The organism is Bradyrhizobium altum, assembly GCF_020889705.1.
GTDB classification, from domain to species: domain Bacteria; phylum Pseudomonadota; class Alphaproteobacteria; order Rhizobiales; family Xanthobacteraceae; genus Bradyrhizobium; species Bradyrhizobium altum.
The window spans coordinates 1-23102 of the sequence record NZ_JACMYP010000052.1; the positions used below are offsets into that span (position 1 = coordinate 1).

A 23102-nucleotide genomic window follows, 5' to 3' on the forward strand; every position below is an offset into this window, starting at 1 on the left:
CTCTGGTCGGCGGCGGCCAGCAGCCGGCGGCTGATCTCGATCCGCGCAGCATCGGCCTCGGCGGCGCCGATGATGCCGGCGGCCATGTCGCGGTCGATTTCGGCGAGTTGATCGCGGTAGACCACGACCTCGCTGCCGCCGCTATCCACCCGTCCGCGGCGGCTGAGCGGCCACAGCACGGCAAAGATCGCCGCGACCGTCATCAGCGCGAACACAAACCACAGCGTCATCAAGCGGTTCCCGGATGGAACGGCGGCTTCCGGCAAGCCGCCTTAGAATCGCTTTACACTACCGGCGGCGAGCGCGGCAATTGACAATTGCTGGATCGACCGAAGGTCGAAATCCGGCGGTTTCCGGTGCCGTTCCGGCGGGATTGCAACGACGCTTCCGGGCGAAGGCGCGCGCGACCAAAATATCGAAAACAACCCCATGCAAAGTAGCAGGCTTCCGCCGGCGCTCGATTGACGACTTGACACGTCGGGCAAATCAGCACCACACTTCCATTATTCCGAAATTGCGCAAGCGCTTGTCGTCCTGCCTTGGCGGCCTCGTTGGTTTGCCGTCGAGGCGGCCTCGTCGGTTTGCCGTCGAGAATGCCTGCGAATGGCGCGGTCTCGCTACCCCGCCCTGGACGACTTGCGTTCGCCGGTCACGGCGTTCTCCGCCGCCCGGTTCATCAGGGAGGCGTAGTCGTGGCCGAACAGCACCTCGCAGAAGCGGATCGCGGCCTTGACCTGCTGCTGGCGGAACGCCCGGACCCGCGCATCGCCGCCGCGCAGCGACTGCACCAGTCCCTCGGTCGACTGCTCGACATAATGTTGCAGGTCCGAGAAGGTCCGCAGCGTCACCTCGTTGATGGCGAGCTCGCTGGCATAGGTGCGGCACACTGCGACGAAATCGATCAGGGCGGCGGCGTCCTCGACCTCGGACGCATCGATCTTGGCGCCGGCCGCAATGTCCTTGTCGGCGCGCTGGCGGAGGATGCGACGGACCCGGCCGGGCACGCTGTCGATCTCCGATTGCAGGGCGTTGGAGGTATCGGCGCGGACCGATGTGAGCTGGCGGCCCCAGGTGGAATCGTTGCGCAGGTCGAGCTCGGTGCGCAGGCCGCGGACGCCGTCATGCAGGGTCTTGAGCTGCTCGCCGACATAGTCGAAATGTCCGCGCCTGATGTCGGTGCGCAGACAGGCCGCGACGAATGACAAATCATGCAGCGCGATGGTGACGGCGATTCCGTACGGCGTTGCCGCGACCCGCAGCTCGTCGTCGGAGGCCGCCATCTTGATGGCGAGGCGGATGATCTGCCATGGCGCGGCGAGCCGCTGCGCAATCAATGACAGCGCGAACGGCAGCAGTTGCGGCGTCTGCAGCGACGGCAGCTTGAGCGCCTCCATCGCCGAGGCGATCTGGGAATCGGAAAACACCCTGATCTGGCTCGGCAGCCGGCTGCCCAGGGTTTCCAGGGCCTCGCGGGCCTGCAGGACGAGGCCGATCGGCAGCAGGTCCTCGACAACGCTCGGCGGGCCGACGCGCGACAGCGCGCGCTGACGGTCGTCCTGCGCCGGCCCCGCGATCTTGAGGATGGCTTCCGCAGCCGCCAGCTGGAACCTGCGCGCCGCGATCTCCATCGGACCGCTCTCCGAGGCAGCCGCCAGTGCCTTCTCGAATTCGCGGGCGGCCTCGGGCGCGCCCTCCCGGGCGAGCCACTGCCAGATCGGCAGCAGCGAGGCGCGGCGGAGCTGGCCGGCCCGGGTCGGGAAATTGGTCTCGGCAAGGAACGGCTCGAGCGGCCGGAACAGGAGCCGCGCCGGATCGTCGCTGCGCGGCTGAATCTGCTCGTCCTGCTCGACCCCGCGCACGATCTTGCGCAGCTGCTCCAGGACCAGATTGGCGATCGCGACATCATCGCCGCGTTCGACGGCGCGCTCCAGCTCCCGCATCAGCAGCGCCTGCGATTGCGGCGGAAGCTGCGCGAGATAATCCCTCAGCCGCTCGGTCGATTTCTGGCTCATGCCCGGTCGTGAAAGCTAGTGCCCGGCAAACGCCGCAGCCCGTCCGCCCGCGATGATAGAGGTGGGCGCGTTAAGAAGCCGTTTAGGAATAATGACCGCAGCGCCGCCCAAAAGGCTGCGCCGGGTCCGCAGCACAAATCGCATATGATGTCTGCGAAGATTGTCCGCGAGCTCCTCTCGCCCCGCAGGCGGTGCTGTCCTAGTTCGGACACTCGCTCCGGGGACTAGGACACTTGTCAAACACCAGGAAAAAAGTGGCAATTATTTGCGTTCGATTCACACAGGTGATTTCTCGAACCGCTCGCTGATTCGATCCTCTCGGGACTGGGCAGGGCGTTTCATTAAGATCAAATTACAGCCCAGAAGGGGCCGTCAATTATCGGCAAGCGGCGGTTCGGCGTGAGAATGGGAATAAGGAACGGCTCCAGCATTACCTCCAAGGGTGCTGGGGCCGTTTCTCTGCGCGCCACAGGAACGAGGCGTATGGCTGGCGGTTGTTTTATGTCCGGCATCCCTGTCGGGTGCGTCGGAGGACGTATGTCACCTCGGTCCCGGCTTGCGCCCCCTCGCTGGGGCCGCTTCTTTTTCACGGTTAGGAACAGCCCCCGGTGACGTTCCGTTGTCGCATGGTCCCGGTGCTCAAAACGGACAGCACTTGGACATGGCCTCAGCGTTCCCCCGGCGCTGGGGCCGTTTCTTTGGGGTGAAGAAGAAAGGTTCGGCTTTGATTGGGCCTCGTAGTTCAATCTGACTTGCAATAAGCGGCATCACGGCTTTCCACCATCAATTACAGTGAAACTGCGCGTCACGCGCACGGCCGGTTCGGCTCCAGCGGCAGCCATCCCGCAAGTCACCGATAGTCCAAACCCGCTCAGCAATACCAGGCGCGACAGCCGACGTAGTCCGCAGCGCCTCATGCACGCGGCAGAGATTGCAATGAGCCACCTACAGGCTCACAGCAGCGGCGCGGTGATCCAGCTTCTTGAAACGCCGTTGGTGAGGCCCGCAATGCGCTTCTGCGTCGCGTCCACTATCAGCGCGATCCCGCCCGCTCCGCTCGGGCAACTCTATTATGTTGTTTGTGTACGATGCGATTGATGGTGACGTCGACAAAGAGCTTTCAGGTCGTGGATGATCGAAGTCCCCCAGCGCGCAGCCATTCGGTCATGCTAGCGCCGGCCTCAGCTTGCCGGGCTAGCTTCAGGAGCGCTTCTCTCTCGATACCCGGGGCGAGCGCTGCGGCCTGTTCGCGCAGCTCTCTAGCTCTCTCAACAAGGCGCTCTTCAAGCGAATTGGTGTGTCTGACCCGACGTCGAATTTGGCCCATGTGACCTTTTCCTCGCTCAGCTCCTTACGGGAACGGGGCTGTAAATCCACATGGGAACGCAAAGTTCCTATCGGGCTTCCTTCATGGTCCGCTCGACTTCATCGGCTAGCGTCCGGTGATGTGCGGCCAACTTAGCGAACAGTTCTTTCTTGGCCTTATTGGTCGCCAGCTTGCTGATTAGCTCGCACTCTTCCGCCTCGACACGAAGCTTCTCCAAGTGCGCCTGCATGTCCTTCATGGGTAGTCTCCCGAGATCGGGGGATAATTGCACGGGGAACAAGCCGCGCAATAGACTTCTGGAACTCCGTTCACCGACGGAGAACCCCCGGATTGGATCTAAATCCTTTGATCTAGATCATGGGCAAGAACAGATGGCGTCCCACACGGGAGCCCACATACGGACCACCTGCAAGCGGGAGCGGGAGCGCACCGCCTTCGTGACCGCCATTCAACCTAATCCCATCCCGCCCTACACCGCCGGCAGCGTGAGCTCGGCTCGCAGACCGCCGATCGACGCGTCATTCAGGGCGAGCTTGCCGCCATAAAGGCCGGCGAGATCGGTCACGATCGACAGGCCGAGCCCCGAGCCGGGCTTCGATTCGTCGAGCCGCTGGCCGCGCCGCGACACCTGGGCGCGCTCGGCCTCCGACAGGCCGCGCCCGTCGTCGTCGACCACAATGCGCAGCCTGGGACCCGCGCCCGACGCCTCCGGCGGGACCACGCCGACCTCGATGAACACCTGAGAAGTCGCCCATTTGCAGGCGTTGTCGACGAGATTGCCGACCATCTCCTCGAGGTCCTGCCGCTCGCCGCGAAACCGCGCCGCCGGGTCGGCCTTCGCCTCGATCGCGAGGTCGCGATCGCGATGGATCTTCTCCATGGTCCGGCGCAGCGCCTCGATGACGGGGGCGACGTCGGTGATGGTGCTGACGATGGTGGCCCGGGCGGCGATCCGCGCACGCTCGAGGTGATGCGCGACCTGGTCGCGCATCAGATCGGCCTGCTCCAGCACCTTGCTGGCAAAGGGATCGCCGGCATGTGAGCCGGCTTCGTTCACGATCACCGACAGCGGCGTCTTGATCGCATGGGCGAGGTTGCCGACATGGGTGCGCGAGCGCTCGACGATCTCCCGGTTGGCATCGATCAGCGCGTTGGTCTCGCGCGCGAGCGGCGCGATCTCGACCGGAAACCGGCCCTCCAGCCGCTCGGCGCGGCCGGAGCGGATATCGGCAATCGAATCCGAAATGCGCTTGAGCGGCGCGAGGCCGTAGCGCACCTGGAAGATCGTGGTCAGCAACAGCACGATGCCGAGGGCTGCGAAGGTGCCGCCGAGATAATAGTCGAAGCTGCGCGTCTCATCGAAGATCTCGGTCGCGTCGCCGGCGACGCTGACCAGGAACTTGCCGTCGGCGCCGAGGTCGACCGGGCGCTCGACCACGCGCAGGCTCTGGCCTTCGGGTCCATCGACATAGCCGAGGCGGACGCCGGCGGCAGTCAGCTCGGCGCCGTGCTCCTCGAGCTTCGGCAGCTTCTTGTCCCACAGCGAGCGCGAGGCGCGGGTCTCGCCCTTTTCGGTGTCCGTGCGGGTGATCTGCCAGTACCAGCCCGACAGCGGCAGGTCGAACAGCGGCTCGCCGAGCGACTGGAACTGGCGGTCCGCCGGCTCGTCCGGCGTCGCCACCTCGGCGATCAGAGTGCGCAAATAGAGATTGAGCCGCCGATCGAAGGCGCGCTCGGTGGCGTCGCGATAGACCGACGACAGGATGACGCCGGTGATCGCCAGGATCACCACCACCCAGGCGGTCGCCGAGACGAACAGGCGGGTCGCAAGTGAGCTGCCGCCCATCAGGACACAGGCTCGAACAGCGTGTCAGCGGCAACAGACATCAGGGATTCAAACATTGGCGAATCCAGTCCTCCCGGCGCGGATCATGCCAATGCCCGTGTACGCCGATCAAGCGCTCTAAGAGCATGATCCGATTGAACAGGATATGCTCTCATCCTTTTGTTTGGTCGCGTTTTCTTCACATGAGCGAACCGGTATCCACTTCGCTCGAAAACGCTTTAAGTCGGCGGCGACAGCATGTAGCCGAGGCCGCGAACAGTCTGGATAATATCGACTTCCAGCTTCTTGCGGATGCGGCCGACGAACACCTCGATAGTGTTGGAGTCGCGGTCGAAGTCCTGGTCGTAGAGGTGCTCGACCAGCTCGGTGCGTGAGACCACCCGCCCGGTGTGGTGCATCAGATAATCGAGCAGATTGTACTCGTGCGAGGTCAGCTTGATCGGGTTGCCGTTGACGGTGACCCGCTTGGTGCGGGTATTCAGCACCACCGGCCCGCAGGTCAGCTCGACCTGGGCATGCCCGGTCGCGCGGCGCAGCAGCGCGCGGATCCGCGCCAGCACCTCCTCCAGATGGAAGGGCTTTGCGACATAGTCGTCGGCGCCGGCATCGAACCCCTGAACCTTGTCGCTCCAGCGGTCGCGCGCGGTGAGAATCAGCACCGGCATCACCCGCTTGTTCCGCCGCCAGGCCTCGAGCACCGAGATACCGTCCATCTTCGGCAGGCCGATATCCAGCACGACCGCGTCGTAGGGCTCGCTATCGCCCAGGAAATGCCCCTCCTCGCCGTCGAACGCGCGATCGACCACATAGCCGGCGTCCGTCAGGGCGGTGGTGAGCTGGCGGTTCAGATCCGGGTCATCCTCAACGACGAGCAGACGCACTTTGGCCTCCGAGAGTGAGCATTGCGATATTCCGGCATCAAATGAGGCTCCCGGCCGTGAACGGCCTATGAATGGAGCCGCAGGGCAAACCTTATTTTTTCGTCAGGTGCACCATCCCGGGAACCCGCGCAAGCGCGACAGGTTCCCGCAAAGAGATGCGCGCCAGGTGGGACTGAGTTTCAGCCCAAGGTATTAAAATACCTTATCGTTTGACACAGGACGACGCGTCATGTCGGTCACAGTCGGCGGGCAAGTTAACCTTCGGCGACCATTTCCATGTCGCTGACACGAGTGATGCGCTAATCCAGCCAGGGGTCGTCTGCGGTACAGGACCGGGAATACTTTGTTGGATATTTCAAAGATACGGAGGTTCGGCGTGATTGCGGGCTGGCTTGCGCTTGCCTTTATCGCCTTCGTGACACTGTCGCCGATCCAGGACCGTCCGTCGTTTTTCCCCCCTCAGACCGAGCGCTTCGCCGCATACGCAGTGATGGCGATGGCCTTTGTGTTGGGTTACCCGCGGCGTACCGCGCTGATCGTGCTCTTTGTCGTCTTCAGCTCGTTCACACTCGAAGCGATGCAACTGCTGACACCGGACCGTCACGGCCGCCTGCTTGACGCGATCGTCAAGGTGGCAGGAGGTCTTGCCGGCATCGGCACAGGTCACCTCATCCTGCTGGTGCTGCGCAGCCAGTTCGGCCGGTTGAGTTCGCGCACGGACACAGCTTAGTCTTCCGCCATTTTTGAGCATGATCTCCGCGCAAACGCGTTCCGCGTTTGTCGCGACGGAAAGCCGCGCTTCGCACGTTTCCGGATCATGCCCTATCGCCGGCGCGGATGCGCCTTCTGGTGCCACGCCCAGGCCGAGCGAATGATGTAGCCGAGGTCCGACCGGCTCGCCTTGAAGCCGAGGCCGCTTTGCGACCTGGAGGGATCGGCGACCAGGATCGGCGGATCGCCGGCCCTGCGTTCGCGCACCACGCTCGGCACCGCTTCACCGGTCTCGGCGCGGATCGCGTCGAGCACCTCGCGCACCGAATAGCCGGTGCCGGTGCCCAGGTTGAACACACCGCCGGCGCTCCCCTTCAACAGCAGCTCGAGCGCCGCGATATGGGCGGCGGCGAGATCGTCGACATGGATGTAGTCGCGCACCGCAGTGCCGTCAGGCGTCTCATAATCTTCGCCGAAGATCGCAAAGTCCGGCACGTGCCCGAGCAGCGCCATCAGCGCGCGCGGAATCAAATGCGTTTCGGGATCGCGGAGCTCGCCGATGGTGCCGGATGCGTCGGCGCCGCAGGCATTGAAGTAGCGCAGGCAGACCGATTTGAACTGATAGGCGGCGCGATAATCAGCGAGCATCTGCTCGATCATGAACTTGGAGCGGCCGTAAGGATTGACGGTCGGCCCTGCGGCGCTCTCGGGAATGGGATCGCGCCCGGCATTGCCATAGACGGCGCCGGTGCTGGAAAACACCAGGCGGTCGCAGCCTGCCTCACGCATGCCGCGCAGCAGGCCGAGCGTGCCGGCAACGTTATTGCCAAAGTATTTCTGCGGATCCGCGACGGACTCGCCGACCGCGCTAAACGCGGCGAAGTGCATCACCGCGAGCGCATCGTGCTCGCGGATGGTGGCGGCGATCTTGTCGTGGTCGGCGACGTCGCCGGTCACGAGCGGTCCCCATTGCACGAAGTTGCGGTGGCCGGTGGAGAGGTTGTCGTAGACGACCGGGAGAAACCCGGCCTCGGCGACCGCCTTGGCGCAATGGGATCCGATGTATCCCGCGCCGCCCGTGATGAGGATCGAACCCCTGCTCGCCATTGAAAATGCCGTCCCTGCGCGGACCAATCCCGCGCCTCAACAATCGCAATGATGGGTACGACATTCCGTCCGGCGCGGCAAAATGACGATGGGAATAGCGTTAAGACCGAACGGATTTAGCGCTGCAGCGACGGTTAACGCGCCCCAGCGGCGCGTCAGCTATCTCAGATGCTAGACGCCGGCCTGTGCGAGGGCGGCCCAGCGATCGGGGCTCGCCGGGGTCTGCATCCTGACCCAGCGATAGCGCGCCTGCGACCAGTTGCGGATCTGCGCGTTCAGATTGTCGAGCACGACATCGCCGCCCTGGGCGCGGACCACCAGCACGAGATGATGCTCGCCCCAGGAGGTCACCACTTCGCTCAGCAACAGGTTGCGCATCGGCCAGCCGCGCGCCAGCAGCTCATGGCGCTTGCTGACGGCATAGTCGTTGCAATCGCCGCGTGCCGGATTGATCAGCCATTCCTCGCCGGCGAGGCCGCGCTCGTTGCGCTGTGGCGCGATGCTGCGATTGACCGAGGCATTGACCTCGATCAGGTCGGCCATGCGCTGCTTGGTCAGACGTGTTGCGCCGCCGCGGAACACCATGCGGGCGCGCGGCTTCGGCTTGCATTCGTCGGCATAGCGCATGCAGAACATGACGTAGGCCATCGGCGCCAGCGTCGGCTCGCTGAAGCGGATCTTCTCGACCATGCCGCGCAGCGGCAGCGGCGAGCCGATCATTGCAGCCTGCGTTTGCTGCGCGCTGGTCCCGAGCGCGACGATGGCCAGAAGCAGGGCCATCACTCTCTTGACGTTGTACATTCTTCACTCCCCACCGTGAGGGGAAGCATGTACGGGAAATGTCTTGAGCTTAGGCTCAGGCGCGCGGCGGCATTTGCCTCAAATGCTCAGACGCGCGCGAGCAGTCCGTTAACCAAGCGAGGTTCGCGCGCCGGCAAGCCTTTCGGTTACCGAACGATAACGCATATGCCGGTCAACGAATCGCGACTCCGTCGAGCTTTTTTGCTGCGGTTTCTGCGGACGGCACCGTCAGATAAAGCGGCAGTCGCGGCGCGGGATTTCTTGTTCGCATGCAGGCATGGTTAGCCTGATGTGAAGCGACTGGAGCGCCTGGTTGATCTAGACCGTCACGCGCTGCCGGGGTGCGATCCCGCACCAGCTCATGACGAGATCGGCGAGCGTCTTGATCTCGATATCCGCGGGCGTACCGCTGGCGAAATCGGCGACCGATTGTCCCAGCGCGACGGCGCGAACATAGGCCGAGCGGCTTCCGATCATCGGCCCGATCTCTTCGTCGAGCGTATCCAGTTCCTCGATCAGCTGCTGGCCCTCGAGCGTGCGCTGGTCGACGCGGTTCGGCACGATCATGGCGCGGAGCGCGGTTCGCCGCGTCGCGCGCACCTCGCGCACGATGTCGAGCGTCCTTGCGGTGGCCTCGATGTCGAGGCCGGACGGCGTACAGGGCATTAGAACGATATTGGCGACCGCGAGCACGGCGCCCAGCACCCGGTCGTTGGGCGCGGAATCCACGACGATGATCTGATGCGGAATTTGACGCATCAGCCTGGCCCATTCGGCAACCGGCCGGGTTTCCGGATCAAGCTGATAGACGGGGAACGACAAATTGCCGGGCTCGGCCCAGTGACAGGCGGACGCCTGGGAGTCGGCGTCGACCAGTCCCACCAAGCCCGTACGCCGATCCAGTTCTGCAGCCAGCAAAACCGCAAGAGTCGTCTTTCCGACCCCGCCCTTGCGCTGGGCAACCGAGATGACAAGCGGCATCGCTAGCTCCTGGCGTTATCCCCCGTGCGTGCGCGGGAGGACACCTTCATCGACGAGCGTCAGCATCCGGGGCAGACAGACCCGCTTTGCGTCGTAGTTGTCTCGCACAAAGCTCCTCGCCTTCATCCGCATCTTCTTGAAGGCTTTCGGCCGTGACAGCACCGAGACTACCTGATCCGACAACGCATCAGTATCAAAAAACGGCGCCAGCAGGCCGTTGCCGTCCGAGACGATATCGCGAAGCGGAGCCGTGTCGGATGCCACCACCGCACATCCCGCGCTCATGGCCTCCAGCAGCGACCATGACAGCACGAAGGGATAAGTCAGATAGACGTGCACCGAGGAGATCTGCAGCAGCGCGAGATACTGTTCCCGGGGAATCCGGCCGAGGAAATGCACGCGGCGCAGATCGATGTCCGACCTGATCTCATCCAGGAACATCGACTTCCAGCTCGAGCCCTTCGGCGGATTCGCGCCGTAGGATGTCCCGCTGCCGCCGACGATCACCACCTGCGCATTCGGCCGCGCAGCCAATATCCTCGGCAGCGATCGCATGAAGACATGGAATCCGCGCACCGGCTCCAAATTGCGCGAGACGTAGGTGATCACCTCGTCGTCCGCCGACAGTGTCGCGCCGTTCGGAAGCCGAAACCTGGCGACGGGATTGGGCTTCACCTCGTCGGTGTCGACGCCCTCGTGGATGACCTCGATCTTGCTCTGAAACTCCCGGGGAAAGGTCGACCTCTGCCATGGCGTCGGCGAAACGCCGGAATCGCATTCCGTGAGCGCCAGCAGCGTCGTCGCGTTCTTCAGATGGAGCGCCACATTGCCGTCGAGGCCCGTCATCGGAAACTCGGGATCGAAGCCGACATCCCTGCCCTCGGCGCCGTAGTAGAATTCGCAATAGAGGATGATCCGCGCTTTCGGAAACATCGTGCGCAGCGGCAGCGTCTCACCCCAACCGGGATGCGCGAAGATCAGGTCGGGCACGAAGCCCTGCCCCGATAGCGACGACAGCGCATACAGGACCTCTTCGGCACGCCGCGCCTCGACATCGAAGCGGCGGGCAAAGGGATGGACCATCGCGGAGTCCGACTTGGTCGTCGAATATTTCAGCAGCCGGATATCCCGCGTCGTGCTCGCGGTCGATGAACCGACCGCAACGACCTTGTTTCCGGGCTGCTCCGCGAGCGCTCGCGCAATATGGCGGTACTGGGCTGGAAAGTTGTTGTGGACGAAGAGGACGTTCATTGGCGGGCGGGCGCGCCCCCGGCCGCGCGGTCGTCGATTGGGGTCATGCTCGAGATCATGACCGGCAGGGTGTCTTCGATTTGCACGTGCGAACTATCTCACCGGATTAACATTAAGCCCCCTTCTATCACATAGATTTTTGGGGCACACTGTGTGAAACATATCAACCCATTCCGTTAGGCTCGCAGGCGACCATGAACGAACAGATTCAGCAGAAAACCATTGACCTGGCACGGGGTCTTTTCCTGGTTCGCTACAATGGCGCGGAAGACAAGACATCACCTCCGGTGGTGCGCGTCTATGCCGATCGCACCAGCCTTAACAATTGTAACATCATTACCGGGCCCGATGCGGCCAATGGAACCCTGTTTGCGCCCGAGACCGCGCTGGTCGTGTCGGTGGCCCGGCCAAGCCGCCTGATCGTCGAGGTCACGGCAGGGCGCGCCGGGGGCTCGACCGCCGCCAATATCAAGATCGAACCGCTGAGCCAGGGACAACCGGCCGTGCAGCCGATCGGTCAGCCGGCCAGCCAGCCGTTCGACACCTACGAGCCCGAGGCCGGCCCTGACGAGCTGAGCGCCCTCAAGCTGCTCGCGCATGTCGCGGGTTTGGGGGACGTGACGGTCGGCCCGAATACGTGGATTGCCGGACCGGCCGCGCCGGCCCGAATCGAGGGAATTTCCCTCGAATGGCCGAACAAGCCGTACGATCTCAACCTGCAATATGCGGTCAAGTTCGCCAGGCCGCAGCGCGGCGACAACCAGTTCGTTCCGCTCGGAACCTTTGCCGGAACCCGGGGACGCGCGCTGGCCATTACGGGGTTCTCGCTGGAAGCCACAGGCCCCGGCGCGGATCGCTACGCCATCGCCGCCGAAACCATCTTCCTGGGGGCTCCCGCCTTGCGCGTAACCGGGAACCGAATTGTGGTATCGGGCCCTTCAGGCCGGGAACCCCTGGTGGGCCTCAAGCTCAGTCTCGAAGAGCACCGGACGCAGGCAGCGCCCCTCGCGCCCCGGCAGCCAAGGCACGCTGAACCCGCTCCCCCGATGCCTATGCCGCGCCAGGAGGCACCGCGCCTCGAGGGACGGGTACGCGTATTCCGGAGCCGGCAGAACGCCGTCAAGACGGCGGGCTGACCATGCGGGCAGACAAGGGCGACATTTGACCGCCGACGCGCGCAGGATCGCCTTTACGTCCAAAACGCTCCACCACGTCGATCTCGAGCGAGCCGCCGTTGGAGCGCTCGAGGCACGTGATTTCCGTCGCGCATTCGCGCTCGCCGACCGCCGCTGCCGGATCTTGCCGCATCCGGGCGCGCGCGCTCATTTGCTGCGCGCAGAAGCGCTGTTTCGCCTCGATCTCAAGGACGCGGCTGTCGCCAGCGTAGCCAAGGCGCTCGAGCTCGAACCGGACGATCTTGCCGCCGCGCGGCGAATGATGGCTTGGGGCGACGGCCTTGCGCAGATCGAAGCCGCACGAAGCGTCGCGCGGCGCGATGACGATCCGGATTCAGTCAGGAGCGCCCTCCTGCTGCTCGAGCAGAACGGTCAGGACAGCTGCGCCCGTATCGACTTCCTCGAAGAGGAAGTGAAGGGATGGGTGACGTGGCGAGGCGCGGACGATCCGCACCTTTCACTGGCGCAAGCGGATCAATCCAGCACCGTGCAGCTTCCCGCCGATCCCCGTCACAGGTTTGCGCTCAATGGACGACGTGCTGCGAGCTTCCGTCTGATGCGGCCGGCATCCGCGACCTCGCAACGCCTCGAGATCGCACAGGCGGGCCACATCATCGCGAGCATCCAACTCCCGGCCAACCGCGCGCCGGATCGCCGCGACGCGCCGCAACGGCCGCCTCGCGCTGCGAGCGCCGACGCTTCGCCGCTCACCATCATCATCCCGGTGTACCGGGATCTGGCCGCGACGCGCGCCTGCATCGCGAGCGCCTTGACGGCCGTGGCCTGCACGCCGGGCGCAACCATCGTCACCGTCGATGATGCGTCGCCCGAGCCCGACATCAAGCGCCTGCTCGGCGAACTGGCTTCGGAGCAGCGCATCCGGCTCCTGACCAACGCGCACAATCTCGGCTTTGTCGGCGCGGTCAACCGGGCGCTTGCCGAGACTGATACCGGCGACGTCGTGCTGCTGAACTCGGATACGACGGTGCCGAAATACGCCCTGCAACGCTTGCGAAGCGCCGTGCAATCGACGCCGGGCGTGGGCACGGCGACCCCGCTCTCGAACAACGGCGAATATACCAGCTTTCCAATTCCGAACCGGTCGAACCCCCTGCCCTCGCCCGACGAGCTGGAATTGCTGGACGAGCTTGCCGGCACGGCAAATTCCGGGATCGCCATCGACATTCCCAACGGCATCGGGTTCTGCCTCTACATCACCCGCGAATGCCTCGACGCCGTACATGAGCTCTCCGACGACTTCTATCGCGGCTATCTTGAAGACGTCGACTTCTGCCTGCGCGCCGCGGAGGCCGGCTTCCGCAATGTGTGCATCCCGTCGGTCTTTGTCGGACACGAGGGCTCGCGCTCGTTTCTGGGCGAGAAGCGTTCGCTGGTGCTGCGCAATCTCCGCGTGCTCGAGCACCGTTACCGGCGCTATGCGACGGAGTGCGCGGCGTTCCTGCTCGCCGATCCGCTCCGCGATTGCCGCGCGGCGCTTGAGCTCAAGCTGCTCTGCAACGAACAGCGCACCGCCAGTCCGCACGTCATCCTCTGCGGCTCCGCCGTTGGCCGCGAGATTGCCATCAGGCGGTGCCGGCAGCTCGCGACGGACAACAAGCGCGGTCTGATCGTTCACTTCCGCGCCGAGGGACGACGCCAGCTGGCTGCGATCTTTGCTCCGGACGGCGGAGCCCCGCAGTCGATCGCACTCGACGTTGCGACAGCTGAGGGCCGCGAGGCCTTTCTGCAGCTTCTCGCCGATCTCCAAGTCCGCTCGCTCGAGATTTCGGAACCGAACCGCATCCCCGGCGCATGTCTCGTGCAGCTCACGCAACATTTCGCCTACGAGCTCCTGATCACCGACACCAGACTTGCCTACCGCGGCGCGATTGGATCCGGCCTTCATCCGGACTGGACCGGTCTCGTCGAACGGGCCCGAGGCGTAATCGCGATCGGAGAAGACGGGGCCGCCTTTTCGGTCTCGGTTCTCGGCCTGCAAGTGGTCAGGCCGAGCGACCCGCTGGTGCGGCCCGCGCGGCATCCTGCGGCGAGCGGCCCGGCGCGTCTCGGCCTGCTTGCCTTGCGCGGCAGCGCGGCGGAATTTCGCTTCGTCAGAGCGCTCAGCGATCAAATCGCCAATGCCCATGCAGACTCCGAGATCATCGTGCTCGGCACCACCCTCGACGACCTCAAGCTGATGCAGCGGACGAATGTGATGGTCACCGGCGAAATCGCCGTCGACGACGTCGCGACGCTCATCGAAGGTCACGGCATCACGAAACTGGTTCTCGACATCGGCGAACCGGCATTCGGGCATCCGCTGGTCGACGCGCTGCTGGCGACCGGATTGCCGGCCGCCGCGACGGAATGGCTTCCGACACCGCCGGGGCGTAGCCGAAAGACCGACCTGAAGCTGCAGCCCGGCTTTGACGCCGATGAAATGGTTGCCGCTGTCCTCGACTGGGTGGTCGAAGATGTGCAGTTACATCCCGATCGGAGGAGCAGTCGGCACAGGCGGGAGGTTGGCGCGCGGCTTCCATGACCGCGGCGGCCATGCAAGCGAAGAGAACGGCGTCGAATCCAGCCCGAGCAGCGGGCTGTAATAGGGATCGTCGAGCAGCACCTCGCCCCACTTCGCGCGCAGCATCGCCAGCTCGCGCCCGAAGCGTGCCTTGCGGTCCGGCGCGGAATCGCGGCCCCGGCTTGCCGACTCCAGGTGAACGAGTTTCGCGTCCGGCGTGAATACGATCCGCTTTCCGAGCTGGCGCAGCTTCAGGCACAGATCGATATCGTTGAAACTGATCGGAAAGCGGATCTCGTCCATGCCGCCGACGGCCACGAAATCGCACTTGCGCATCAAGAGGCACGCGGCCGTCACCGCCGAACATTCGTGCGCCACCTGGAGCAGATCGCCGTAGCCGGGATCACCATCCATCCGATCGTTGAAGGCATGCGCAGCCGAGAAATTGGCGCCCAGCACCACCCCGCCATGCTGCACGACGCTGCTCGGCCAGAGCAGCTTTGCGCCGACGGCTCCGACGTCGAGAGCGGACAGCCGCCACAGCATCTCCGCGAGCCAGCCGTCGTCGAGCGCCTGGACGTCGTTGTTGAGGAAGCAAATGTTCTCCGTGTCGACGCAATCGACGGCGGCGTTGTTGATGGCTGCGAAGTTGAAGGGCCCTTCGACCGAAATGACGTCGATGTCGTCCGCTGAGAGACCCTCGAGATAGTCCAGCGCTTCCGGCTCGCTCGAGCCGTTGTCGACGACGAGAATCCGGGCGTTGGTCTCATGTGCGGCCGGCAGGACCGTCTCGATGCAGCGCTTGAGCAGTTCGGCGCGGTTTCTGGTCGGGATGATGATGGTGGTGCGCTCGTTCCAATCGACCGCGCGCTTGACCCGCACAGCTGGAAGAAGCCCCGCTTTCCGCGGCTCGACATTCGCCTCGACGCCGATCCCAGCAAAATACGCTTGGCTTGCAGCGACCAGCTCGGCGGTTGCGACGGACGCATCAATTCGCGGCAACGCCGCAACAGATCCCGGCAGATGATAGGTACGCTCAGCATCCACGCAGCCAATGAAGATGTCGTAGAGCGACGTCGCCGATCGCAGCGATTCCACGGCACGTTCCCGGCGCACCGCAAAGCAATACGATCCATAGCCTTGCTCGAGCGCACGTTCGCGATCGAATGCCGAGAACACCAGCGGCCAGACCGCGCCGGCGCCGGCCGCGACCTCGAGGTCGCCATAGACGAGATCGCAACCGGGCTCGGACGCGAACACATCGGCGAAGCGCTGCAGGGCATCTTCCGCCAGGATCGTCCCGCTCAGACAGAAGACGAAGAACGCACTGTTGGCGGCATCGCCGTCGACGAACTCGCGCGCAGCTTTCGGATCGAACTGACTGAATCCCCGCGCCGGCAGAGACACCGCCGACCAGGCCGCGTGCCGCTGGACCTCTAAGCTCTCGATGCTTTCGTCCACCCTGGCGTCCCCGATCAGGACGACCGCGGCCTCGGATGGAACGTCAGACGGTGCTGTCGGCAAGAAGCGCTCTTTCCAGCTGCGATAGGTGTGGAACGGCACCGAGGCAGGCAAAAGCTGATCGAACAATTGTCCGCGCAGCCGCTCGCTATCCCAGCGTCCGAGCTCGGCGATGGTCTGCTCCAGGCCGCGCTCGAAAGCGACGAATGCGACCGGCTCCGAGATCAGGCTCCGTCCCGAAATTGTCCGCGCCGACAGCCCACGCACGCGTCCATCGGCAAAATGCTCGGGCAGATGAAAGTCGATCCGGCGGCCGACGCCGAATTCGCTGCCCCGCGCAACGTTGGTCCACCCGGTCGGCTTCACGGTCATCACCGGCCGTTGCGCGATCAGGATCTCGACGTCTTCGTCGACGTCCTGCGAAAGCCAGCCCTCGAAGCGCAAGCCTCCGGCCCATTTGATATCGCCGATTCGGTGCCACTGCGCTTCCGGTGCAGCGACATCGCAGCGAATCGGAGCACCGACGGGACTTCCGATATTCGCCAGTCTTGCCTCGATGATCGCAGCGTTCGAGCTGACCTCATCCTGCACGTTGAACGTAAAGCCAAATCGACCGTCGCCGATTCCGGCATCGGCAAGCTCTGTTACAAACTCGTCACACAATGATGACATGTATGGCTCGCCGTCGACCAGCAGCTCGACGGCGTAGCGTCGGGTCGGATCGGCGCGGTCATAAACAAATCCAGAAAACGTCGTGCGATCGTATCTGGAGAATTGCGTTTGCAACGACGCGTATTCAGCTCCTGAGGGCCTCTGCTTGCCAATCGTCTTCGTGCTCATGTCCACCCCTCAAACGGCGGCTCGATTGTCGGTCGATTTCAAGTTGAGAATGTGTCCATGGCGCGCCCTAGGTGACTAGCGAGGACTCAACTGCACTGAGGCCATCACCGTTTGCACAAAAAGCCGCCGCGCTTCAACACTATCGATACGTTATAAAACTTGGCGTTATCGGCGCCAATTGTGCTAGTGCTAACTCCTCCTCTCCACACTGATCGACGAGCGGATTCATGAAGATTGCAATGGTTGGAACGGGATATGTAGGTCTCGTATCCGGAGCGTGTTTTGCCGATTTCGGCCATCAGGTCGTTTGTGTCGACAAGGACGCCGGCAAGATCGAAGCCCTGAAGCGCGGGAAGATCCCGATCTACGAAACCGACCTCGATAAGCTCGTCGAGACCAATACCGCCGCCGGACGGCTGACCTTCACGACGGAGCTCGCCGGAGCCGTCGGCGACGCCGATGCCGTCTTCATCGCGGTGGGAACACCGTCGCGGCGCGGCGATGGCCATGCGGACCTGAGCTACGTCTATGCTGCCGCCAAGGAGATCGGCGCAGCACTGAATAAGTTCACCGTGGTGGTGACGAAGTCGACCGTGCCCGTGGGCACCGGCGACGAGGTGGAACGCCTGATCCGTGAGACCCGTCCCGACGCGGATTTCGCGGTTGCTTCGAACCCCGAATTCCTGCGCGAAGGCGCCGCGATCCAGGATTTTCGCCATCCCGACCGGATCGTCGTCGGCACCGAGGACGATCGGGCCAAGAGGGTGATGGGCGAAGTCTATCGCCCGCTCTACCTGAACCAGGCGCCGATCCTCTATACCGCACGACGCACGGCGGAATTGATCAAATACGCCGCAAATGCCTTCCTCGCCACCAAGATCACCTTCATCAACGAGATCGCCGATCTCTCCGAAAAGGTCGGGGCGAACGTACAGGAAGTCGCGCGCGGCATCGGGCTCGACAACCGGATCGGAACCAAGTTCCTGCATGCCGGCGCAGGCTATGGCGGCTCATGTTTCCCGAAGGATACCCGCGCCTTGTTCAAAACGGCGCTCGATCACGACGTCCAGCTGAAGATCGTCGAAGCCACGCTGACCGCGAACGACAACCGGAAGCGCGCGATGGCGCGCAAGGTCTCCAACGTGCTCGGCGGAGAGCTGCGGGGCAAGACGATCGGCGTGCTTGGCCTGACCTTCAAGCCCGACACCGACGACATGCGCGAGGCACCGTCGATCCCGCTGATCAACGGCCTGATCGACTTCGGTGCCAAGGTTCGCGCCTACGATCCGATCGGCATGGAGCAGGCGCGCAAGGAATTGCCCGAGATCGAGTACTGCAAGGACGCCTATGAATGCGCCCGTCAGGCCGATGCGCTGGTGATCGTGACCGAGTGGCGCCAGTTCCGCGCGCTTGATCTGAAGCGCATCAAGCAGGAAATGAAGCATCCGGTCGTCGTCGACCTGCGCAACATCTACCGTCCGGACGAGATGGCCGCGCACGGCTTCACCTACGACAGCATCGGCCGGCCGCGCTAAGCGGCCGTGCCGGCGCCGTCCAATCCCAAAGCGCGATGAGGTTGAATCCTCATCGCGCTTTGGCTCGTTGTCTCAGCATTGTCTCAGCGCAAACGCGTTTGTCGCGGGAAACCCGCTTCGCAGTTTGAGCTCTAGAGCATGATGAGATTAGGTTGAGCTGCAACGGCGTCGAAAGTTCACCTCTCCCTTGGGAGAGGTCGATTTGCGCAGCAAATCGGGTGAGGGGTTACGGTCTATCGAGAGAGCAAGAGCCCTCACCCGGATTGCACTGGACGATGCTTCGCATCGCCAGGCGCAATCCGACCTCTCCCCGGTGGGGAGAGGTGAACCGAGGCCGCACCAAGCCGATTCAACCAAAACTCATCCCGCGCTAGGCGTGGGCGGGCGCGCCGAGCTGGACATACGAGTCCAGCTCGCGTGCGAGCGCTTCCTGCCACGTCGGCATCGCGACCCCGAACTGCGTCTTGAGCCGCGTCAGATCCAGCCGCGAATTGCCCGGACGCACCGCTTTGGTCGGGAAATCGGCCGTCGCAATCGGCACGATGTTGTCGACCGCGAGCGTGACGCCACGCGACCTCAGCCCGCCGACAATGGCGGTTGCAAAGCCGTGCCAGCTGGTTTCGCCAGCGCAAACGAGATTGACGACACCGCCCCTGCGCGCGAGCTGATCGTGCAGCGTGGTGATGTTCGGCAGGACGATGCCGGCGACCGTGCTCGCAATCGCTTGTGCCGTCGTCGGCGCGCCGATTTGATCGGCCACGATCCGCAGCTCCTTACGCTCGCCGGCGAGCCGCGCGATGGTGCGCAGGAAATTCGTGCCCTTTGCGGCATAGACCCAGGAGGTGCGCGCGATCAGATGCGCCCCGCCGGCCGCCTGGATCGCGAGATCGCCGGCAAGCTTGCTCGCGCCGTAGGCCGACAACGGTTCGGTCGGGCTGTCCTCGCGCCACGACCGGTCGCCCGAACCGTTGAAAACGTAGTCCGTGGAGAAATGCACCAGCGGCACGCGGTTCGCTGCCGCCCATTTTGCCAGCGCTTCGGGTCCCCTGGCGTTGACCAGGAACGCCAGCTCGCGCTCGTCCTCGGCGCGATCGACGGCCGTATAGGCAGCGGGATTGATGATGAGATCGGGCTTCAGTCTCTCGAGCTCGCCCGTCAACATCTCCGGCTTCGCGAGATCGAACTCCGCGGTCGGCGGCGCGATGATGGTGCCGTGGCCTTCCAGCAGAGGCTTGAGCGCACTGCCGACCTGGCCGCGCGTTCCCGTCAAAAGAATCCGCATCAGATTTGTCCATAGGTCGGAAGATTGCTGGCGTCGGCGAGCAGCGGCGCATCCGCATCCTTGGCCGACAGCTGTGGCTTATCGACGCCCCATTTGATCCCGATCGCCGGATCGTTCCACCGGATCGAGAGCTCGTCCTTGGGGCTGTAGAAGTCATCGCATTTGTAGAAGAAGTCGGCAGTTTCCGAGAGCACCACGAAGCCGTGGGCAAAGCCGCGCGGCACCCATAGCTGACGGCGGTTGTCCTCGCTCAACTCGACCGCGACATGCCTGCCGAAGTTCGGGCTGCCGACACGCACGTCGACGGCAACGTCCAGCACCTTGCCGCGCAGCACGGAGACGAGCTTGCCCTGGGTGAGCGGGTTTTGCAGATGCAGCCCGCGCAACACGCCGTAGGCCGAGCGGGACATGTTGTCCTGCACGAAGGGGCGCGTGATGCCGTGCTCGACATAACGGGGCGACTGGTAGGTCTCGAGGAAGAAGCCGCGCTGGTCGCCGAACAGCTTCGGCTCGACGATCAGAACTTCAGGAAGCTCGGTCTTGATGACGTTCATTTAACATTTGTTCCAGTTTGACGCGCCCGAAATGTTAATTTCCATCTCATAACAAACTTGTGCAGCGCACGCTATATGTTATGTTCTGATAATCAAATTGTGAGGGACCATGAAAGGCATTATCCTTGCCGGTGGCACCGGCTCGCGCCTCTACCCCGTGACCACCGTCGTCTCCAAGCAGCTGCTGCCCGTCTTCGACAAGCCGATGATCTATTATCCGCTGTCGACGCTGATGCTCGGCGGAATCCGCGATATCCTGATCATCTCTACGCCGCAGGACAAGCCGCTGTTCCAGCGCCTGCTGGGCGACGGCAGCGAGATGGGCGTCCGGTTCGCCTATGCCACGCAGGAGACCCCGCGGGGCCTCGCCGACGCCTTTATCGTGGGACGCGAGTTCATCGGCGATGACTCGGTCGCCCTTGTGTTAGGTGATAACATTTTCTACGGCCATGGCCTGCCGAGCATGCTGTCGGCCGCCTCGGTCCGCAAGAAGGGCGCCACCGTGTTCGGCTACGTCGTCAACGCGCCCGAACAGTACGGCGTGATCGAGCTTGACGGCACCGGACGGGCGCTGTCGATCGAGGAGAAGCCGAAGCGGCCGAAGTCCAACGTCGCCGTCACCGGTCTCTACTTCTACGACAATGACGTGGTCGATATCGCCGCCGGCATCAAGCCGTCGCCGCGCGGCGAGATCGAGATCACCGACGTCAACAAGGCCTATCTCGAGCGCGGCGACCTCTATGTCGAGGTGCTCGGCCGCGGCTTTGCCTGGCTCGACACCGGCACCCATTCCTCGCTGGTCGAGGCCAGCCATTTCGTCCAGATCCTGGAGCAGCGCCAGGGCCTGCGCATCGCCTGCCCCGAGGAGATCGCGCTGCGCCAGGGTTACATCTCGCTGGAAGCCTTCGCGAGGGTGGCACAGAAGACCGCCAAGAGCAGCTACGGCGAGTATCTGCTGTCGGTCTACCGCTCGTTCCAGGGTCAGCCCCGTACAGCCGAGGTATTCAAACATGCGGTTTAAGGGATCGACGATCTTCGTCACCGGCGGCGCGGGCTTCATTGGCTCCGCCGTGGTCCGGCACCTGCTGCGAGACACCCACGCCCGCGTCGTCAACATCGACAAGCTGACCTATGCGGCGAACCTGGCCTCCCTGCCCGGCTCGACAGAGAGCCTGAACTACACCTTCGAGAAGGCCTGCATCTGCGAAGCACAGGTGCTGCGCCGGCTGTTCGAGAAGTATCAGCCCGACGCGGTGATGAATCTTGCGGCGGAAAGCCATGTCGACCGTTCGATCGACGGCCCCGGCGAATTCATCCAGACCAACATAGTCGGCACCTTCACGATCCTGCAGGAGACACTGCGCCACTGGCGCACGCTCTCGCCCGAGAAGCGCGACCAGTTCCGCTTCCTGCATATCTCGACCGACGAGGTGTTTGGTTCGCTCGGCGACGAAGGCCTGTTCACCGAGACCACGGCCTATGCGCCGAACTCGCCCTATTCGGCCAGCAAGGCATCGTCCGATCATCTGGTGCGCGCCTGGCGCGAGACCTACGAGTTGCCGACCCTGGTGACCAACTGCTCCAACAATTACGGCCCCTATCACTTCCCGGAAAAGCTGATCCCGCACATGATCATCAAGGGGCTCGCCGGCGAGCCGCTGCCGGTCTATGGCGACGGCCAGAACGTCCGCGACTGGCTGTTCGTCGAGGATCATGCCAAGGCGCTGACCTTGGTGCTGGAGCGCGGCGAGGTCGGCGAGACCTACAATGTCGGCGGCCGCAACGAGCGCACCAACCTGCACGTCGTGGAAAGCATCTGCGACCTGCTCGACGAGGTCGTGCCGGCTGCAGCTGGCCCGCGGCGCCAGCTGATCAATTTCGTCGCCGATCGGCCCGGCCACGACCGCCGCTACGCCATCGACGCCACCAAGCTCGAAACCGAGCTCGGCTGGCGCGCCGAGGAGAATTTCGAGACCGGCATCGCCAAGACAGTGCGCTGGTATGTCGACGAGCAACCCTGGTGGCGCGCGATCCTTGAGCGCGGCTACAAGGTGGAGCGCGTCGGGCTGAACCAGTAATCGTCGCTCTCTCCAAGCCGTCGGCGTGGATAGCCAACAGGAAGCCGAGAAGCGCGATGACGATTCAACCGGATCTCATCGCGGCTTGACGAGCCGCGATCGCCTTCCGACGGTGGATTGGCAGCCACCCGCCAGACAACAAATCGAGAAACCAAGGGATCCCGCCATGAACATCGCAATGGACGGTCAGGAACAGACATTGTTCAAAAGCTTCGTGGATCTCTCGACGCGCTATCTGGAATTCGGGTCGGGAGGCAGCACCTGGCTCGCCTGCCAGACCAAGAAGGAGTGGGTCATCTCCATTGATTCCTCGTCGGAATGGCTCTCCAAGGTCGCCGACGCCACGCGCGGCACGAGCACCCAGCCGCTGCTGCTGCACGTCGATATTGGCAAGCTGCGCGAGTGGGGTTACCCGGTGGAGAAGGAGAAGGAGAGCTCCTGGCCCGACTATCACGAACGCATCTGGGAGCGTCCGGAAAGCAAGACGGCCGACTTGTATTTCGTTGACGGCCGGTTTCGCGTGGCCTGCTTCGTGCAGTGCGTGCTGCACGCCGCACCGGGAGCCTTCATCGCTATCCACGACTTCGAGAACCGTCCCCACTACCATTCCGTGCGGACGGTCGCGCGCGAAATCGCGCGTGCCAACAACATGTCCGTCTTCCAGAGGCCGGCAAAGATCGACGTCGAGGCGGCACAGCAGCTGCTCGCGAAATACCGGCTAGAACCCCTGTAGCCGATC

Annotated in this window: 20 protein-coding genes; 7 read left to right on the forward strand and 13 right to left on the reverse strand. The window is 63.7% G+C overall.

The features are described 5' to 3' along the window. The 5 genes from ccmI to H8B02_RS15715 form a co-directional block, all read right to left on the reverse strand. Positions 1-230: c-type cytochrome biogenesis protein CcmI (gene ccmI / locus H8B02_RS15690; RefSeq protein WP_229167059.1), on the reverse strand; the 230-nt coding region annotated here is incomplete at its 3' end. A 387-nt stretch (positions 231-617) separates the two neighbouring features. After that, complete coding sequence (locus H8B02_RS15695) at positions 618-2012, reverse strand: hypothetical protein (RefSeq protein WP_229167060.1); 1395 nt, start codon at positions 2010-2012, stop codon at positions 618-620. A 1394-nt stretch (positions 2013-3406) separates the two neighbouring features. Continuing rightward, positions 3407-3577 (reverse strand): hypothetical protein, encoded by a 171-nt coding sequence (locus tag H8B02_RS15705; RefSeq protein ID WP_229167062.1) that lies wholly within the window; start codon positions 3575-3577, stop codon positions 3407-3409. A gap of 231 nt (positions 3578-3808) precedes the next feature. Continuing rightward, a complete protein-coding gene (locus tag H8B02_RS15710; protein ID WP_229167063.1) occupies positions 3809-5185 on the reverse strand; it encodes an ATP-binding protein in 1377 nt (458 codons plus the stop codon). 218 nt (positions 5186-5403) lie between these two features. Beyond that, the gene (locus H8B02_RS15715) at positions 5404-6066 is read right to left on the reverse strand and encodes a response regulator transcription factor (RefSeq protein WP_229167064.1); all 663 of its coding nucleotides are present in this window, start codon (positions 6064-6066) and stop codon (positions 5404-5406) included. Between the two features lie 346 nt (positions 6067-6412). Between H8B02_RS15715 and H8B02_RS15720 the strand changes: the two genes are divergently transcribed. Further along, entirely contained in the window at positions 6413-6796 is a 384-nt protein-coding gene (locus tag H8B02_RS15720) for a VanZ family protein (protein ID WP_229167065.1), read from the forward strand. 92 nt (positions 6797-6888) lie between these two features. On the opposite strand, the gene galE is transcribed toward H8B02_RS15720, so the two are convergent. The 4 genes from galE to H8B02_RS15740 form a co-directional block, all read right to left on the reverse strand. After that, positions 6889-7884 carry a UDP-glucose 4-epimerase GalE gene (gene galE, locus H8B02_RS15725; RefSeq protein ID WP_229167066.1) on the reverse strand — a complete coding sequence of 332 codons (996 nt, stop codon included), beginning with the start codon at positions 7882-7884 and terminating at the stop codon, positions 6889-6891. A 171-nt stretch (positions 7885-8055) separates the two neighbouring features. After that, positions 8056-8685: a transglutaminase-like cysteine peptidase gene (locus H8B02_RS15730; RefSeq protein ID WP_229167067.1), complete on the reverse strand. Its 630-nt coding sequence runs from the start codon at positions 8683-8685 to the stop codon at positions 8056-8058. 318 nt (positions 8686-9003) lie between these two features. Continuing rightward, positions 9004-9666 carry a nucleotide-binding protein gene (locus H8B02_RS15735; RefSeq protein WP_092125246.1) on the reverse strand — a complete coding sequence of 221 codons (663 nt, stop codon included), beginning with the start codon at positions 9664-9666 and terminating at the stop codon, positions 9004-9006. 15 nt (positions 9667-9681) lie between these two features. Further along, positions 9682-10917 (reverse strand): glycosyltransferase family 4 protein, encoded by a 1236-nt coding sequence (locus H8B02_RS15740; RefSeq protein WP_229167068.1) that lies wholly within the window; start codon positions 10915-10917, stop codon positions 9682-9684. A gap of 194 nt (positions 10918-11111) precedes the next feature. On the opposite strand from H8B02_RS15740, the gene H8B02_RS15745 reads away from it, so the two are divergent. After that, positions 11112-12053 carry a hypothetical protein gene (locus H8B02_RS15745; RefSeq protein ID WP_229167069.1) on the forward strand — a complete coding sequence of 314 codons (942 nt, stop codon included), beginning with the start codon at positions 11112-11114 and terminating at the stop codon, positions 12051-12053. Here H8B02_RS15745 and H8B02_RS15750 read toward each other — a convergent pair. Next, positions 12037-12243, reverse strand: a complete 207-nt coding sequence (locus H8B02_RS15750) for a hypothetical protein (protein WP_229167070.1) — start codon at positions 12241-12243, stop codon at positions 12037-12039. The two genes, H8B02_RS15745 and H8B02_RS15750, sit on opposite strands and share 17 nt — an antisense overlap. Between H8B02_RS15750 and H8B02_RS15755 the strand changes: the two genes are divergently transcribed. Further along, positions 12244-14634, forward strand: coding sequence for a glycosyltransferase family 2 protein (locus tag H8B02_RS15755; RefSeq protein ID WP_229167071.1), 2391 nt, complete (start codon positions 12244-12246; stop codon positions 14632-14634). Here H8B02_RS15755 and H8B02_RS15760 read toward each other — a convergent pair. Next, positions 14575-16914, reverse strand: a complete 2340-nt coding sequence (locus H8B02_RS15760; protein WP_229167072.1) for a glycosyltransferase family 2 protein — start codon at positions 16912-16914, stop codon at positions 14575-14577. The genes H8B02_RS15755 and H8B02_RS15760 overlap by 60 nt on opposite strands. Before the next feature lie 227 nt (positions 16915-17141). On the opposite strand from H8B02_RS15760, the gene H8B02_RS15765 reads away from it, so the two are divergent. Continuing rightward, on the forward strand, positions 17142-18449 hold the full coding sequence (locus H8B02_RS15765) for a UDP-glucose dehydrogenase family protein (protein ID WP_229167073.1): 1308 nt from the start codon (positions 17142-17144) through the stop codon (positions 18447-18449). 370 nt (positions 18450-18819) lie between these two features. Here H8B02_RS15765 and rfbD read toward each other — a convergent pair whose 3' ends face one another. Both rfbD and rfbC read right to left on the reverse strand, forming a co-directional pair. Next, a complete protein-coding gene (rfbD, locus tag H8B02_RS15770; protein WP_229167074.1) occupies positions 18820-19731 on the reverse strand; it encodes a dTDP-4-dehydrorhamnose reductase in 912 nt (303 codons plus the stop codon). After that, positions 19731-20285 carry a dTDP-4-dehydrorhamnose 3,5-epimerase gene (rfbC, locus tag H8B02_RS15775; RefSeq protein WP_176532471.1) on the reverse strand — a complete coding sequence of 185 codons (555 nt, stop codon included), beginning with the start codon at positions 20283-20285 and terminating at the stop codon, positions 19731-19733. The genes rfbD and rfbC overlap by 1 nt, the downstream gene beginning before the upstream one ends. A 109-nt stretch (positions 20286-20394) precedes the next feature. Between rfbC and rfbA the strand changes: the two genes are divergently transcribed. From rfbA to H8B02_RS15790, 3 genes are all read left to right on the forward strand, one after another. Further along, positions 20395-21306, forward strand: a complete 912-nt coding sequence (gene rfbA / locus H8B02_RS15780) for a glucose-1-phosphate thymidylyltransferase RfbA (protein WP_050630279.1) — start codon at positions 20395-20397, stop codon at positions 21304-21306. Then, positions 21296-22363 carry a dTDP-glucose 4,6-dehydratase gene (gene rfbB, locus H8B02_RS15785; RefSeq protein WP_229167075.1) on the forward strand — a complete coding sequence of 356 codons (1068 nt, stop codon included), beginning with the start codon at positions 21296-21298 and terminating at the stop codon, positions 22361-22363. Before rfbA ends, rfbB begins: the two co-directional genes overlap by 11 nt. 166 nt (positions 22364-22529) lie before the next feature. Next, the gene (locus tag H8B02_RS15790; RefSeq protein ID WP_229167076.1) at positions 22530-23096 is read left to right on the forward strand and encodes a hypothetical protein; all 567 of its coding nucleotides are present in this window, start codon (positions 22530-22532) and stop codon (positions 23094-23096) included. Positions 23097-23102 lie beyond the last annotated feature (6 nt).